The following is a 15176-nucleotide window of genomic DNA, read 5'->3' on the forward strand; positions in this document are numbered from 1 at the left end:
ATACAAAACAGAAAGCCCCTCTATTGGAGGGGCTTTTTTATTGGTTATTCATAAAGCGCTGCGGCTAGTTTTCGTATGGCCTCGGCGGTACGTGGACCAAAACCAAGCATATATGGCCCATCAAGCACGACGAGCGACTGGCTTTTAGCAGCTGGAGTTTGCTGCAAGGCTTTGTGCGAGAATACATCTTCGCGGGTTGGCCCGCTATTTCCGTCCGAAAGCATCAGAACGACGTCGGGTTCAGCCTTGACCAGCCATTCTTCCGATACAGGCTTATAGCCGGAATAGACGGACAGCGGATTGATCCCGCCTGCATAACGGATGAAAGCATCGGCAGCCGTATCACTGCCCGCGCCGCTCAGACGTGCCAAGCCATGGAAGAAGACCACTTTCTTTTGCTTGTCTGACGATATCTTGCTGGCATAAGCCGTCGCGGCATCGAAATCGTCGATGACTTTCTGCGCCAGAGCATCCCCTTCTTTTTCGAGGTCGAGGCGTTTTGCAATGAGCCCGATCTTTTTGACCAAGCCCGCACGACTGTTATCGACCGGAATATAAAGGATCTCGACTGCTGACTGGTTGAGCACATCGGTTGTTTCCGGTGGCCCAATGTCTTCAGATGCAATGATGAGATCTGTGTTGAGTGTCAGGATGCCTTCAGGCGACAGGCTACGGCGATAGCCGACATTGGCTTTCGTGGCGGTCTCGGCTGGGTATTTGCTGCTGCGATCAACCGCGATGATCTTATCACCTGCCCCCAATGCAAAGATGATTTCCGTGACATCCGGGCCGAGCGAGACAATGCGTGATGCCTCTTTGGTTTCCGCGAGAGCAGGTGCCTGCGGCAAGCTGACAAGGACAAACAACGTAAACAGCAGTTTTACGACGCTTGCATGAATATGATTGGGAAAATGCACGACTGTTTGATCCGATTGATGCCATGAATTCGATCAATCAAACTTATTTAATATGAGTAAATTAATCAAGTTAAATGAAGTGCTGTAGATCATACCAAGCTTTAGGCTTCAGCTGATGGTCGCTTTCGAATTGCGTCGAGAATACTTCTTTACAAGACGGAAGCTTTGCTTGTGAGACGAACGGCCAGAAGAGTCGACCAATGCGGATAGCGCTCGCGCATAATCAAGTACAAGGCCCGGCGTCCAGGCCATGGATTCAGCACGTTTACGCATCAAACCCGCTGCCCACAACTCAGGAAAAACGATTGCCTGTAAGGCTCTGAAAACCGGCCATCTATGTTCGCGATAGACACCTTCGAGAGCTGCATCGAGAGCATCTGCAACGGCGCTGGAGCAGTTTCTGTTTGTGAGATTATAGGTGTCGTTAGCGCGATAATGTTTCCAGAATGCGCGTAGTCGAGCTGCATCGATATTTTTGATCTCAACTTGAACCGTTGAAGGGCACCATTCAGTTGATTCAACTTCATAACTCGGGAGAAAGCGACCGGGTACGTTGTTATCCGCGGTAGCTCGCAAAGTGCGGCTGAACTCGTCGGGATTGCGGTCGATTTCGGCAGCGGGATAATGGCTGATGTAAAGATCAGGGGACATTTCAAGTGCGGCATGACCGGTCGAGATAACGCCGTTGCCATCGATGGCGGCAATATAACGGTTGATCGCTCGCTGACGGAGAGATGTCATTGCTGTACCAGTTGGCGTCCAGACATGAACGGTCAACTGCTTGCGATTTCTGGCATTGCGCTTTCTATAAAGCTGTGCGGCACGGTGATTGAAAGGATTGCGGCTCAGAATGCTTGTGAGTGATGCACCATCCTCGAGGCGCTTTATCCGGAAGGCTATGTTCAGAAGCCCGATGCCAGTTAGTACAAGTACCGCGCCGACATTGGTGCCAACCGTACCTTCATACCAGGTAGGCCAAGGCTGAAGCGTTGCGATCGCAAGCAAGACTTCGACGATACCGCCAATCAGCCCTACTTTCCAGCGTGGATAACGTACAACCCAAGCGCTGCCAATGCGGACTATACCGTCAATGAGGAAGCATAGTCCGAACAGTATAGCGAGCGCAAAATTGCTCGCCGGTGTTGAGCTAATAATCAATATGCTGACGCCAAGGAGGGCTACACCCTGCACGATACGCATTCTTCGGGCCGTGCCGTAACTGGCAAAGGCTGCAAACAGGCACAAGGCGGCTTCGGGCAGGAGAAAATAGCCAAATAAGCGTGCTGAAATAACGGTTTTGCCATCCAGAGCATCGATGATGATGAGCGCTCCGCCGACGATCCAGAGGATGGAGATCGCAAGCAATGTCCTCCAATGCCGCTGTATGATCTCGCGCCCAAGCAGAAGAAACAGTATCCGTATCACCCCACCACTCCGAAATCTGTTTATGTGACCTTTAATAGACGGAATGTTTGGTAGGTTTCAATGTAAAAGAAAACTAAAATAGAGCCATATTTATTGGCGCTATTTGTGGATGCAGTTTTTCTAGATGGGAAGAATATGCATTCAACAAAAAAGCCCCGAAAACGGGGCTTTTGAATTTTCAAAACAGGTCAACTGATCGCTCGCCCGATCCATATGAGAATGCAGGCGCCTATGAAGCCCGCTACGAGATAACCAAGCCATCCGCCAAAGGATACGCCAAGGAAGCCGAAAATAAAGCTCGCAATAGCAGCGCCGATAATACCCAGAATGATATTCATGAATATGCCGGTGTCGCTATTCATGAAGTTGGATGCGATCCAGCCCGCAAGACCACCAATGATAATTGCTGCTATCCAGCCTATACCTGCGTCACCCATTTCAGTGCTCCCTGTCTGACAAGATATTTAACGATATGTATCAGGACGTTGTTTCGACAAGGGGCGCTCGCGAACGCCAACATGTTTTAAAGTAACGGCTCTTTGGCTGTTTCTTTTGCAATTAGCTGGCGACTCGACTTGTGAGTAGCTGTTCCGCTTTTTCACGTTCGTTTGGCATCAGATCGATCCGCTCAAACCGATCGTCCAGCAGAACAGGTAAGGTATCTTCTGCGCGGGCCACGGCCAGGCCAAAAGTCTCGTTAGTCTTTTCATCGTAGTAAAGATAAGGCGTCTCGGTCTTCGCGAAGCTTGAAAGAATAGTCCGCTTCTTATGAGCCTTTAGCAAAGGACTATAACCAACTTTGACGCGCCCCATGCTGTCTTTGCGCGAGACAATTTTTGCCCAGCAAAGCTGAAGCGGTGATGCTGTTTTCGCTGCGGAAATGGCGCTCGAAATTTGGAGAAAGCGTTTAATAAAGAGGATGACGCAGCCAACCATGATGCCAACAAGCACAACGCCTACGCTCAGGCGATTCCAGAATTCATCGAGAGCTAAAGTAAGTGTCGCATTGTCTGGGTTGGATTTCTGCACGACGACGTCTGTCTCATAATCACCACTCGACAGACTTACAAAGGAAAAGTCGACAGTCTTGAGTTTTGTCTCTCCTTCGTAACGATAAGAAAGCGTGGCTTTGCAATCGGTGATCATCTTTTTGCTACGGCAGCTTCCATCAAAAATGGTGGAATCTTCAATAATAAGAGGGTCGTTCTTGATTAGATAATCAGAGTAAAGTCCCGGTCCCCAGACAACCGTTACAACAACTGAGATGATTGCGAATATGATTGCCAGTAATAGCAATTTCCATCTATCCGCAAATCCATGCTTTTTAATTTGAATTGGTCGGACAGGGATAACGCCAGACAAATCCGGCAATGTGTAATTGTCACTCATAGATTTAGCATCTTTGGTTATTGGGAGGAAGGATGTGTCATCTAGCGGACTATTAGCTCGTACTTGAATAAAATTATCCAGATATCCAGTAACGTAAGGTTACGGTCTTTATATTTACGGGAGCTGGAGTGCTCATTTCTCGTGGATATTTGAATGTGGATTCAACTCATGCGTGCCTGCTGCTTTGCAGAAAGGTTTTATCGGAACAAAAATCTCATCCCGTGCATTTCGGTCGTGACAAATACGTCATAATGCCGTTTCGGAGAATGAATATGCGCCGTTTTATCCTGTCTGCTGCCGCTACAATTGCTATGGTGTCGTTTGCGAATGCCCAGACCGCTACGATGACTGAAGAAACGGAAACAGAAGTTTTTGTAACAGCAAAGCCAACGGATGTTCTTAGCTATAATCTGATTGGCCTTAGCATTTTAAACGGCGACAATACGACGATTGGTGAAATCAAGGACTTGATTATTTCTGACGGCCACCTTGCAGGGTATATCATATCTGTAGGTGGTTTTCTGGGAGTGGGGGAAAAGTATGTCGTTGTTAGCCCAGAAGCAGTAGATATCACGTATTTTGATGATGAAAAAAAATGGTCCGCAGTTATGAATTCGACCAAAGATGAAATACAGAAAGCACCGGAATTTAAATACGAAGGTCGCTGGGCTAAGTAAGGGTGTTGATGTCAGGAGGAATGAGGTTTTCTAACATTTCGACATGCACCTGAACGCTTGAGGAACAGTTCACCACTTTCTTCGTTTTCCTAGTGGGAGTGATGGTCGTGTAAACCGAACGCGAGGGTATAGAAAACACGAGTATTTTTTCGGTTTCTTCCTGTGGCCAACGAACTGGCAGCCGAGTTCTTGTCCTCTCCGGCCGTCGCTCTCTTCTCCCACATGAACTCAAAATTCCTCACTCGGGTTCTTTCGCATTAGAAATTAATTAGCGAGATCTGAAAGATTTAGCAGCTGGCTGTAAATGCTTTGGGCGCTCATCGCATTGCTATTTGTATTTTTACATCTGTTGGCCGAGCTGCATCGGCACGCGAGAAGGCCTCGATGCTTTCGTTGAAATCATATGTAGCGGATATAAGCGGTTTGACGTTAATTTTGCCTTCTGTGAGCAAGGCTATAGCTCGGTCATAGACATTAGCATAACGAAAGACGGTAACCAGTCGTATTTCTTTCACTTGCAAAGCTACAATATCGATTGGGACCGTGTCAGTCGGCATGCCTACACAAGCCAAGGTGCCGCCGGGGCGGATATAGTCCGCAATACTCTCAAATGCCGCTACCGCACCGGAGCATTCGTAAACAATATCGACGCCCCAGCCATCGGTAAGAGTTTTGATTTTTTCTGCAATTAAACCTGCTTTCGCATAAAGCGGCTGGATATTTTCATAACGTGCAGCAATATCGAGCTTCTCCGAAGCGGGGTCAAAAATGAAGACTCGTGAGCAGCCTGCGGCGAGTGCTGAAAGCGCAACAAGAATACCGATTGGACCTGCTCCCAGAACGAGTGCGACGTCGCCCGCTGCCACACGAGTCTTATGGACCGCCTCCAAACCTACTGCCAGAGGTTCGATCATAGCGCCCTCAGCGAACGATATTTTGTCGGGCAATTTATAAGTTAAGTTGGCAGGGTGTACGACTTCGGGCGTGAGGCATCCATGAATAGGCGGTGTTGCCCAAAATGTCAGTGATGGGTCTAGATTATAGAGACCGATGCGGCTGGGCCGATTTGAAAAGTCGGGAATGCCCGGTTCAATGCAAACACGATCACCCACTTTCAAGTTGCTTACTTTCGTTCCGCACGCAACAACTCTACCAGCTCCTTCATGTCCTAAAATCATAGGTGCGTTTACCACGAACGGACCGATTTTCCCGTGCCGGTAATAATGAACGTCGCTGCCGCAAATACCCACGGTATCCATAGCAATGCGTACGTCATGTTCTCCGGTGTTTAGATCTAGTTCGATATCACGAAGAGCAAGCTGGCGGGTCTTCTCGAGAACGAGAGCGATGGGCATGACATCTCCTAAATGCTGCTATAGCCTGCATCGGCTGTGATGATTGATCCAGTCATAAGACTGGAAGCATCGGATGCTAGAAACTGTACAATGGAGGCGATTTCTTCAGGCTTGCCCATTCGCCCCATTGGGGTGAGGTCAAGCCAGCGTTCTACGAGGCCTGGTTGATTTTCTAAGCCATGTAACAGCGAAGTTTCGATATAAGTCGGAGCAATGGCGTTTACCCGCACTCCTCGTTTGGCCCATTCCACAGCAAGAGAACGTGTTAGTTGATGTACTCCCGCTTTGGATGCATTGTAATGGCATTGAGGCTGTGGCACATTGACGATATTGCCAGACATGGAGCCGATATTCACGATCGAGCCAGTGCCATTTTCAAGCATACGTCTGCCAAAAGCCCTGCAGGTTCGGAATACACCGCTTAGGTTGACCTCAATGACACGATCCCATTGGTCGTCGGTCATATCTTCAGCGGCTATATTGTTTACGATACCCGCATTGCATACGAGGATGTCGAGCGGTGTGAGTTCGCTAGCGAGTTTGTTCAATTCAGAGCTATTTGTTACATTGAGCTGTCTTGCGCTTGCGGTTCCTCCGATGGCGCGCGCGGTCTCTTCGGCTCGAGTGAGATCAATATCGGTGCAAATGACCGTCGCTCCGGTTTGGGCCAAAGCTTCAGCACAGGCGGCTCCAATTCCTTGGCCGGCTCCAGTTACAAGGGCCAATCTTCCGCTTAGATTCATTTTTGCACGATAAGACATTTTTTACTCGCTTCTAAATCAAACCAGATTTGGCTTTGTTTTGCATCAAGCCGCTCATCAAATGAGTGGTTTGGCCGGTCGTACTCGAAATAACCCTGAACTGGTGCGCCCACCGATTCAACACTCAGGCGGGAATCGAAAATAGCTACCCAGTCCATTCCTCTAGTAAAACTATTTTCCTCGTCTTGATGCCGTCAAGCGCAAAATTGAAAATTGGCGCTCATCAGGCGCAATAAAAGACGAAAAGGGTCATAATTCTGCTAATGTGAGGCTTTTCGGCTTTAGCAACATTCGTAAAGGCCGACACTTTTCTGGATTGGCAAATGAAATATAGCGCGATATGTAGTTATGCTATATTGTAATTTTGGCTTTTAGCTGATCAATATGATGTAGGGTGGAGGAATAGATGACGGATGCAGCGCTGTCCCGGATCAATGGCAAGATATTCATTGATGGAAAACTTATTGATGGGCACGGCGGGAAAATCGACGTTGAAAATCCCGCTCGCGGTCAAGTGATCGGGCAAATTGCAGCAACTACGCGTGAAGAAATCGAACAGGCCGTAACAACTGCAAATGCTGCTTTTCGTTCATGGTCGAAAGTTCCAGCAAAAATTCGTGCGCAGGCGCTGCATAGGCTTGGCGATTTAATTGCTGGTGATGCTGAAAGCATGGCTCATATTATGACGCTGGAGCAAGGAAAGCCACTTAACGAAGCGAAGGGTGAAATTCTCAAGCTTGCTGAAGCTTGCCATTTCTATGGTGAGGAGGCCGTGCGGGTATTCGGTAAATTAATTCCGAACGATCAGAGTGGCTACCAGAGCCAAGTTATTCGCGAACCAATTGGGGTCGTAGGTGCGATTACGCCGTGGAACTATCCAGCTGAACTGATTGGCTGGAAACTATGCGCCAGCCTTGCAGCTGGTTGTGCAATCATTATCAAGCCCGCTGAGATTACACCTTTTACAGCGCTCGCAATTGCTGAAAAAGTCGCTGAAGCGGGGATACCCGCTGGAGTGGTTGGTGTCTTGACCGGCAAGGGCTCAATTGTGGGGCAGGCGCTGGTTGATCATCCCGATGTGGACAAGATCGCGTTTACGGGTTCCAGTGCTGTCGGCCTTCAGATTCAACGTTCTTGTCTTACTGTCAAACGCCTGTCTTTGGAGCTAGGTGGCAATTGTCCGCTGATCGTAACTTCAAGCGCCGACATTGATGCAGCTGTGAAAGGTGCTGCGCGCCGTTCATTTCGCAATATGGGGCAGATATGTATTGCAATTAACCGGATTTATGTAGAGCGCTCGCTTTATCAGACTTTCCTTGAAAAATTTGCAGTCGCTGCAAATAGCTTGACCATTGGCGATGGTATTTTGAATCCCGCCGCTGACTTAGGTTCAATGGCGTCTGCAGCACCACTTGAAAAGACACAACAGCACTTAGCTGATGCACTTGATAAGGGTGCTCGGCTTGTTGCCGGTGGTGTGGCGCCAAACGGTGAAGAGTTTGCGAACGGACATTTTTTCCGACCCACAATTGTTGCTGACTGCACGCACGCCATGAAAGTAATGAGTGAGGAGACATTCGGTCCGCTCGTTGGTCTCGCGCCATTCGACACGCTGGAAGAAGCGATCAATCTCGCCAATGATACGCCGTATGGGCTTGCATCTTATGTCTACGCCAGAGATTTACGCGAAATATATCAGCTTTCGGCCGAACTCGATTACGGAAATGTCGCAATTAACAATGTCGATGCGGGCATTATGAACGCGCCCTATGGTGGACGTAAACAGAGCGGTATTGGCTACGAACATGGACGTGAAGGCCTGTTAGAATATTTCAATTTCAAGCACATCCGGCTACATCACGGCGTTGGTGCTTGACTATGACTTCTGCACTTTTGGGTATTGATATTGGAACCTCTGGCTGCAAAGCGCTGCTTTTGTCCGTCGACGGAGATATTCTGGCCACCAGCACTTCAAGTTACGGGCTCTCCCAGCCACACGCTGGATGGACAGAGCAAGATCCATTGCTTTGGATTGAAGGCGCACGCCGTGCGGTCGCGCAGGTCATGGAGCAATGCGGCAATGTCGAACTTCTCTGTGTCGGGCTTTCAGGGCAAATGCATGGTCTGACGCCGCTCGATAAAAGCAACAACGTTTTGCGCCCGGCAATTCTATGGAACGATCAGCGTAATGCCGCTGAAGTAGATGAAATAACTGAAAAGGCGGGAGGACTTGATGCGCTGATCGCTCACACAGGCAATCGTATGTTGGTGGGTTACACCGGTGGTAAGATCGCTTGGATGAAAAACCATGAGCCCCAATTGTTTTCCAATTTGCGATATGTGCTCAATCCCAAAGACTATCTGCGCCTGGTTTTAACCGGAGAAATGGCGACAGAAGTATCAGATGCATCCGGTACCGGACTGTTCGATGTGCGTCAACGTAGGTGGGCGTCTGAACTGCTGGGGGTTCTGGATATTGATCCTGATCTTCTGCCGAAATGTTATGAATCTCATGAAATTTCTGGCCGTATCAGCTCCTCTGGAGCCAGTCTTTTCGGGCTGTCTATTGGTGTGCCGGTAGTTGGCGGCGGAGGTGATAGCGTAATTCAGACCATTGGTTCCGGGGTGATAGAACCTGGCGAGCTGCAAACAACAATTGGAACTGCCGGCATTTTAGCGGCTGCACTCGATGCTCCCGCGACGAGTTCAGATGGCCGCATTCAGATGTTCTGCAATGTCGCTCCGAACAAGTGGCATGCCATGGGCGTATCATTGAACGCAGGCGGAGCTATGGGGTGGTTTCGTTCAATACTGGCCGAAACGGGGCACGGCGACAATCTTACGTTCGATGCGATAGTGCAGGCGGCTGCTTCAAGTAAGCCTGGTGCGAGAGGCCTACTATTTGTACCTTATCTCAATGGCGAACGATGTCCGCATCCAGACCCATCAGCACGTGGTGCCATTGTCGGCCTGACCGCACGACACACGCTGGGCGACGTCGGGCGGTCCGTTATGGAAGGTGTTGTCCACGCATTTTACGATATGCAAGCCCTGATGAAATCCATGGGAATTGAAGGGCGGCTGATCAAGGCTTCTGGAGGCGGTGCTCGGTCTGAGCTTTGGCGACAAATCCAGGCTGACATATTTGGCTGTGATGTGGTTACCACTGAAGGAGCTGCGGAAGGTGGAGCCTTTGGTGCCGCGCTTGTGGCGGGTGTCGGTGTCGGTGTCTGGAAGGACGCAATTCAAGCCGCCGGAATACTACGCCAGCTGACATACCAAAGGGCGGATGATCGTGTGAGCGAAGTTTATGCCAAAGCGCATAGTATCTATCGCGGGCTTTATCCAGCGCTTTCTGACAGCTTTCACGCTTTGAGTGATCCGGTCTTTGCCGACTGACGGGTGATCGACAGGCGAACAAAAGGACTATTGCAATTATGAAAAAATATTCGGCCTTGATATTCGATCTCGACGGTACATTGATCGACAGCGCGCCCGATATCGCGGCAGCTGTCAATATTCATATGACTTCCAAAGGGTGGCCTGAACTTAGTGTGGAGTATGTGGAAAAATTTATCGGTAATGGTCCCCGCCGTTTGCTTCTGGATATTTTTGTAGATCAGGGTCTGCCTTCAGATGATGCTACCGTTGAGGAAGCGGTTAACAATTATATTGAGAACTACCAACGGAATCCGGCCGAAAAGACACGCTTTTTTAGTTATGTTCGCGAAGACCTGCAAAGCTTACACGCAGCTGGTTTCCGGTTAGGTATTTGCACCAACAAACCACACGCGCTGACCCAGGAAATCCTTAAGATCCTCAAGCTTGATGCGATTATTGAAGTGGCTTTGGGTGCTGACGCTGTGCCCGCTTGCAAGCCAAATCCTGGTCATTTGCGTGCGGTTGTCGAGCGAATGAACCTTAACGGGGAAGATTGGGCCTATGTTGGTGACACCAATGTCGATAAGGCAACGGCAGAGGGAGCAAGTGCCACTTTCTTCGTTGTTCCTTGGGGAGGAGGAGCGGAAGTAAATGTCGAGCCACATCAACGGCTTGCGCGGATCGCCGATCTCATGGAGTATCGCGCGCATTAAAACGTTGAGATGACGAAGGAACGATTTTCATGACCGTCAGCCTGTTACAGCGCATATTCCATGAAATGGATGCTATGGGGGCCGCAGAGCGACGCATCGCAGAGTTTGTGAGCACATCGCCCAGTGAAGTAATCCATATGAGTATGGCGAGGCTTGCCGAGCGCTGTTCTGTCAGTGATCCAACAATCGTACGCTTTTGTAGGCGTTTCGACTATGACGGCTATCAGGATTTCAAACTGCATCTCGCGCAAAGCCTTGTTCCTTCTGCGCCGTTCGTTTACGAACAGATTATTCCCAATGATGGGATCGAGAATATAGTTCGGAAGACCTGTCGTAATTCACTCAACGCCATTCAGCGGGCATTGGAAGATCTCATTCCGCAGCAGATCGAGCGTGCTGCATTGCTTCTACGTGATGCTGCGTGGACCGGCATATATGCCAGTGGTATTTCTGAAGTGACAGCTTTGGACGCCGAGCATAAATTTCAGCGCCTTGGTATGCGATGCTCCGCAGTCATGGGACGAAAAAAGCAATGGATGCACGTTGAAAGCTCGCGTCCAAGCGAAGTGGCACTGATTTTCTCCCAATCGGGCCATACTAAACAAATGGTGGAATTAGCAATCGCAGCTCGTGCTGGAGGTGCGCGGGTGGTTTCGGTGACGGCTGCTGAAAGTCCGCTTGCTAGGGTCACTGATGCTTTGATTGCCGTACTTCCCTACGATCAGACGGAGCTCATGACACCTCTTGCGTCACGTCTCAATCATCATCTCGTCATCAATATGCTTGTCACGGCAATTGCCGTGTCAAGTGGCAGTGAATTTCCCGATCAGTTGCCGGCTCTCGATTCTTGGTTGACCGACAAGATACGGGATTAATCTCTCCATATTCGCCACAGCAGTTCGGGGTGGCTTTGGCTCATCATTAAGGAAGAAAAATGTCTGCACAGCAAAATGAAGCCAAGAAAATCGCCGGTCGCCGCGTCATTGAAGAGTTTGTCCGAGATGGAATGAAACTCGGACTGGGATCTGGCACGACTTCTCATTTTTTTGTGCGGGAGTTGGGAAAGTATGTAGCCAACGGTATGAGGCTGACCTGCACGACTACTTCGCGCTCCACAATAGATGTAGCCCGCGAGGTTGGTATCGCCATTACTGATCCCAACGAGATCGGTGAAATAGATCTCACCGTGGATGGCCCGGACGAAATTGATCGTCGATTTAATATGATTAAAGGCGGCGGCGCGTGTCTTCTGTGGGAAAAGATTATAGCCCACGCATCCAAGCAAATGATCACTATCTGTGACGAAACCAAAATTGTCGATACGCTCGGTGCGTTTCCTTTGCCGGTCGAAGTTGTGCAGTTCGCATGGAAGCAAACGGAGCGCATGGTGGATCGGGTTCTGAGAGAGCATGGAATTGAAGCTTTGATCGCTCGCCGGATGCATGATGGTCAGCCAGTGGTGACTGATAGCGGCAATTTTATACTGGATTGCAAGTGTGTAGCAATTGCGGAGCCTGCTCCTCTGGAGGTTGAGCTTAACCGTATCCCAGGGGTGGTTGAAAATGGTCTTTTTACGCGGGAGGCTGTAGGTATGGTGGTTGGTTGTTTTGACGGAACCTCATACGTCCAAATGCGATAATATAGTAAAACTTCAAAACAATCGAATCCTAAATGCGCTTGTCAGGTACTCTGACGGGCGCTTTTTGTTTAAAAAAAGATAGTATGAAGCCTGACTCTGCAGTTCATGATGGCTTGATGGGTTGCGTTGTGTGAGGGGGCTTGACAAGCACATTATAAATGTAGTGAAACTATATTTATATACCTTGGGAGGTAAGGATGGGTGTAGATTTGAAATTGAACCGGCGGCATGTTCTGGCAGGCGGTCTTGCATTGGGTGTAGGTGCGCTTGCGGGGCGTGCTGCGTTTGCACAAGATCGAGTGTTTATGCCCTTTAGTAATAAGAGTCTGGACTATTACTTTTTTGTTATTGAGGAAGAGGCGGTTAAGCGCGCTGTCGAGAGCAGAAAATGGTCTTTTCAGGCAACCAATGCTAATTTTGATAATACAAAGCAGCTAGAGCAATGGCAGAGTCTTATGCTGTCACAGCCCGCCGGATTAATTGCAGATCCAATTGATAGTCAGGCGATTGTAAGTGCGATCCGCCGGTATAATCAGAAGAAAATTCCCGTCGCTATTATCGATACTCCAGCCGATGGTGGTGATGTCGCTATCACTGTTAGCTTCGATAATTATGAGGGAGGCGTGATGGCCGCGCGTGAGATCATTGATAGGCTGACCAAGAAACATGGTGGCCCACGCGGCAAAGTGCTGAACTGTTATGGGGCATTAGCAAGTGTTGCTTGGCGCCAGCGGAAAGAAGGTATGGACGCAGAGTTCGCCAAGCACCCTGACGTTACCTATATCAGCCGACCGACCGAAGGGCAGCTAGATCAAATGCTTTCCGTCACTCTCTCCACTCTATCTGAGCATCCCGATCTTGATGCAGTTCACGCTCCAAGTGACTCTCCAGCACGTGGTATCGCTACTGCCTTGCAGCAAAAAGGCCGCTGGAAGAAAGTCGGCGAAGAGGGGCATGTGATTTTTGTCACTATCGACGGTGAACCAGTTGCGGTGAAAGGAATCCAGGATGGCTTTATGGATGCCTGTGTTTCACAGGATCCTATTGCTTATGGCGAGATTGCCGTCGAAATGCTCGAGAAACACTCCATGAAAGGCGAGGAAGTTCCGCTTGGAGTATATGAAAACAAGAAGTATTTCTGGGAGAAGGGTGAGATCGTTAAAGGCGCGACAGGCCCGACACTGATTATTCCGCCATTTGTCATCAATGGTGACAATGCTGCTGACAAGCGCCACTGGGGCTATGTTGCAGAAAAGGAATGGAACATTCCATACACCTGATCATGATTGGCGACGCCCGTCAAAAAAAGGTGGACGTCGCTTTGACTATCAAAGCCGAAGTTAGTCGCGGGAGGTGACTAAGATCATGACAAGCAATCAGACCATAGTGCACGATGACGGTGTCGCAAGTGCGACCACTGACGGCGTCGCCTTGCGCGTCGAAAATGTCACCAAGCGATATGGCTCGTTCACAGCATTGCGTTCAGTCAGTCTCAGCGTAAGCCGCGGCACCATTCATGGCTTGTTGGGTGAGAATGGTGCAGGAAAAAGCACACTTGTCGGCATCATTTCGGGGCAGCGAACACCCACCACCGGAACGATCTATTTGAACGGTGAAGCTGTGCAAGGCTCTGATGTCAAAGCTATGGAAGACGCAGGCGTGTTTCTGGTCACTCAGGAACCCATGATTGTCGATCATTTTTCTGCGGCAGAAAACCTAATGCTCGGTATTTGGCCTTCTCGCGGTGGGTTTGTGCGTTGGAAAACACTGAAATCTGATGCAAAACGAATGTTAAAGGATTCCGGTATCGATCCAAGTTTCACTGCTGGGAAACTCAACGCCGTTGCACGACGTAAGTTAAACATACTGCGAGCTATGTTCTCGGGTGGTAAAGTCATCATTCTTGATGAACCAACCGCCGCTTTGACCGTACCTGATCGTCGTCAACTATTCGATTTTATGCGTCAACTGAAGGATGAGGGAGTCACCTTCATCTTCATCTCCCATTATAATGACGAAATTCTTGAGATTTGCGATGCAGTATCCGTCCTTCGCGATGGCTTCCTCGCTGGTAGTAGTGAAAATGTGCAGACCATGACGTCAGATCAATTGTCTGAACTTGTTCTTGGTCGTGGGCTTGATTTGTTTCAGCGAGAACGCAAAAACTTTAGTGATGAAACACCCGTAACAAAGCTCTGTAGTGTTGTTTCTCATCATGTCAATCTCGACACTCTTGTTATCAGACAAGGGGAGATCATAGGGTTTACCGGGCTGCCAGGTGCAGGTGCCAAGGAGCTTGCTAAGACTATCTTCGGTCTTAATCGAGCAAAGTCTGGTACCATAAGTCTTGAAGGTGGCCGTGAGGAAGCGTTGCCCCAGCATCCAAAAGATGCATTCAACAAAGGCATTGCTTATCTTTCTGATGACCGTCGAAAAGATGGGGTTGTTGGACATCTATCAATCGCTGAAAATATCGCGCTGTCGTCGCTCGATGGGCGTTCTATTCTGGGGTTTGTTCTTAGAGATAAAGAACAGCAACTATGCGACGGATATTCTGGGAGTATGGGTATCAAAGCGCCTGATGCGGTTGCCGCCGTGGACACATTAAGTGGCGGTAATCAGCAGAAAGTTTGTCTTGGGCGCGTTCTCGCCACTGAGCCTCGACTACTAATCCTCGACGAGCCAACGCGTGGTATCGATGTAGGTGTAAAGCAGGACGTTCTTCGTATCATTGATGAACTCAGCAAAACGGGTGTGAGTATCGTCATCGTTTCGACTGACACAGACGAACTTGTTCGTGCTGTTGACCGCGTCTGCGTGTTTCGTAACGGTTCCATCGGGGAAGTCGTTACCGGCGAGAACATTACTACCGAAAATTTACGTCGCCTCTCTCAGGCTTGACCGCGCATCGGCTAAAGG

14 protein-coding genes are annotated in these 15176 nt (G+C 49.3%); 8 read left to right on the top strand and 6 right to left on the bottom strand.

Annotated elements, in window-relative coordinates; all coding sequences use genetic code 11:
• Positions 1-44 precede the first annotated feature (44 nt).
• The 4 genes from RT142_RS14335 to RT142_RS14350 all read right to left on the bottom strand — a co-directional run bounded on the left by RT142_RS14335 (position 45) and on the right by RT142_RS14350 (position 3731).
• A complete protein-coding gene (locus RT142_RS14335) occupies positions 45-917 on the bottom strand; it encodes an ABC transporter substrate-binding protein (RefSeq protein ID WP_313029474.1) in 873 nt (290 codons plus the stop codon).
• A gap of 108 nt (positions 918-1025) precedes the next feature.
• Complete coding sequence (locus RT142_RS14340; RefSeq protein ID WP_064322005.1) at positions 1026-2282, bottom strand: HdeD family acid-resistance protein; 1257 nt, start codon at positions 2280-2282, stop codon at positions 1026-1028.
• Positions 2283-2530: 248 nt separating this feature from the next.
• Positions 2531-2779: a GlsB/YeaQ/YmgE family stress response membrane protein gene (locus RT142_RS14345; protein ID WP_007879920.1), complete on the bottom strand. Its 249-nt coding sequence runs from the start codon at positions 2777-2779 to the stop codon at positions 2531-2533.
• 121 nt (positions 2780-2900) lie between these two features.
• Positions 2901-3731 carry a hypothetical protein gene (locus RT142_RS14350; protein WP_313029479.1) on the bottom strand — a complete coding sequence of 277 codons (831 nt, stop codon included), beginning with the start codon at positions 3729-3731 and terminating at the stop codon, positions 2901-2903.
• A gap of 272 nt (positions 3732-4003) precedes the next feature.
• Here RT142_RS14350 and RT142_RS14355 point away from each other — a divergent pair, with 272 nt between their 5' ends.
• Positions 4004-4408, top strand: a complete 405-nt coding sequence (locus RT142_RS14355; protein ID WP_151563756.1) for a PRC-barrel domain-containing protein — start codon at positions 4004-4006, stop codon at positions 4406-4408.
• Positions 4409-4725: 317 nt separating this feature from the next.
• Here the strand turns inward: RT142_RS14355 and RT142_RS14360 are convergent, their stop codons facing one another.
• Together RT142_RS14360 and RT142_RS14365 are read right to left on the bottom strand one after the other, a co-directional pair.
• Entirely contained in the window at positions 4726-5763 is a 1038-nt protein-coding gene (locus tag RT142_RS14360; RefSeq protein ID WP_313029483.1) for an NAD(P)-dependent alcohol dehydrogenase, read from the bottom strand.
• Positions 5764-5771: 8 nt separating this feature from the next.
• Positions 5772-6524, bottom strand: coding sequence for an SDR family NAD(P)-dependent oxidoreductase (locus tag RT142_RS14365; protein WP_105519832.1), 753 nt, complete (start codon positions 6522-6524; stop codon positions 5772-5774).
• Positions 6525-6930: 406 nt separating this feature from the next.
• Here RT142_RS14365 and RT142_RS14370 point away from each other — a divergent pair, with 406 nt between their 5' ends.
• The 7 genes from RT142_RS14370 to RT142_RS14400 all read left to right on the top strand — a co-directional run bounded on the left by RT142_RS14370 (position 6931) and on the right by RT142_RS14400 (position 15158).
• Positions 6931-8400 (top strand): aldehyde dehydrogenase family protein, encoded by a 1470-nt coding sequence (locus RT142_RS14370; protein WP_105519831.1) that lies wholly within the window; start codon positions 6931-6933, stop codon positions 8398-8400.
• A gap of 2 nt (positions 8401-8402) precedes the next feature.
• Positions 8403-9923: a xylulokinase gene (gene xylB / locus RT142_RS14375; protein ID WP_313029488.1), complete on the top strand. Its 1521-nt coding sequence runs from the start codon at positions 8403-8405 to the stop codon at positions 9921-9923.
• A 38-nt stretch (positions 9924-9961) separates the two neighbouring features.
• Positions 9962-10618 carry an HAD-IA family hydrolase gene (locus RT142_RS14380; protein WP_105519829.1) on the top strand — a complete coding sequence of 219 codons (657 nt, stop codon included), beginning with the start codon at positions 9962-9964 and terminating at the stop codon, positions 10616-10618.
• A 29-nt stretch (positions 10619-10647) separates the two neighbouring features.
• The gene (locus RT142_RS14385) at positions 10648-11493 is read left to right on the top strand and encodes a MurR/RpiR family transcriptional regulator (protein ID WP_105519828.1); all 846 of its coding nucleotides are present in this window, start codon (positions 10648-10650) and stop codon (positions 11491-11493) included.
• A 59-nt stretch (positions 11494-11552) separates the two neighbouring features.
• The gene (rpiA, locus tag RT142_RS14390) at positions 11553-12257 is read left to right on the top strand and encodes a ribose 5-phosphate isomerase A (RefSeq protein WP_113158977.1); all 705 of its coding nucleotides are present in this window, start codon (positions 11553-11555) and stop codon (positions 12255-12257) included.
• Between the two features lie 197 nt (positions 12258-12454).
• Positions 12455-13537: a sugar ABC transporter substrate-binding protein gene (locus tag RT142_RS14395; protein WP_105519826.1), complete on the top strand. Its 1083-nt coding sequence runs from the start codon at positions 12455-12457 to the stop codon at positions 13535-13537.
• 85 nt (positions 13538-13622) lie between these two features.
• The gene (locus tag RT142_RS14400; RefSeq protein WP_105519825.1) at positions 13623-15158 is read left to right on the top strand and encodes a sugar ABC transporter ATP-binding protein; all 1536 of its coding nucleotides are present in this window, start codon (positions 13623-13625) and stop codon (positions 15156-15158) included.
• The last annotated feature ends 18 nt before the right edge of the window (positions 15159-15176 follow it).

Origin of the sequence: Brucella sp., from assembly GCF_032066345.1 — a bacterium.
GTDB classification, from domain to species: Bacteria; Pseudomonadota; Alphaproteobacteria; order Rhizobiales; family Rhizobiaceae; genus Brucella; species Brucella pseudogrignonensis.

What these genes read in the sequence shown, in the direction of transcription:
- RT142_RS14345 (WP_007879920.1), bottom strand. Translation starts at nt 2,779, where the DNA reads ATGGGTGACGCAGGTATAGGCTGGATAGCAGCAATTATCATTGGTGGT.
- RT142_RS14350 (WP_313029479.1), bottom strand. Translation starts at nt 3,731, where the DNA reads ATGAGTGACAATTACACATTGCCGGATTTGTCTGGCGTTATCCCTGTC.
- RT142_RS14355 (WP_151563756.1), top strand. Translation starts at nt 4,004, where the DNA reads ATGCGCCGTTTTATCCTGTCTGCTGCCGCTACAATTGCTATGGTGTCG.
- RT142_RS14360 (WP_313029483.1), bottom strand. Translation starts at nt 5,763, where the DNA reads ATGCCCATCGCTCTCGTTCTCGAGAAGACCCGCCAGCTTGCTCTTCGT.
- RT142_RS14365 (WP_105519832.1), bottom strand. Translation starts at nt 6,524, where the DNA reads ATGTCTTATCGTGCAAAAATGAATCTAAGCGGAAGATTGGCCCTTGTA.
- RT142_RS14370 (WP_105519831.1), top strand. Translation starts at nt 6,931, where the DNA reads ATGACGGATGCAGCGCTGTCCCGGATCAATGGCAAGATATTCATTGAT.
- xylB (WP_313029488.1), top strand. Translation starts at nt 8,403, where the DNA reads ATGACTTCTGCACTTTTGGGTATTGATATTGGAACCTCTGGCTGCAAA.
- RT142_RS14380 (WP_105519829.1), top strand. Translation starts at nt 9,962, where the DNA reads ATGAAAAAATATTCGGCCTTGATATTCGATCTCGACGGTACATTGATC.
- RT142_RS14385 (WP_105519828.1), top strand. Translation starts at nt 10,648, where the DNA reads ATGACCGTCAGCCTGTTACAGCGCATATTCCATGAAATGGATGCTATG.
- rpiA (WP_113158977.1), top strand. Translation starts at nt 11,553, where the DNA reads ATGTCTGCACAGCAAAATGAAGCCAAGAAAATCGCCGGTCGCCGCGTC.
- RT142_RS14395 (WP_105519826.1), top strand. Translation starts at nt 12,455, where the DNA reads ATGGGTGTAGATTTGAAATTGAACCGGCGGCATGTTCTGGCAGGCGGT.
- RT142_RS14400 (WP_105519825.1), top strand. Translation starts at nt 13,623, where the DNA reads ATGACAAGCAATCAGACCATAGTGCACGATGACGGTGTCGCAAGTGCG.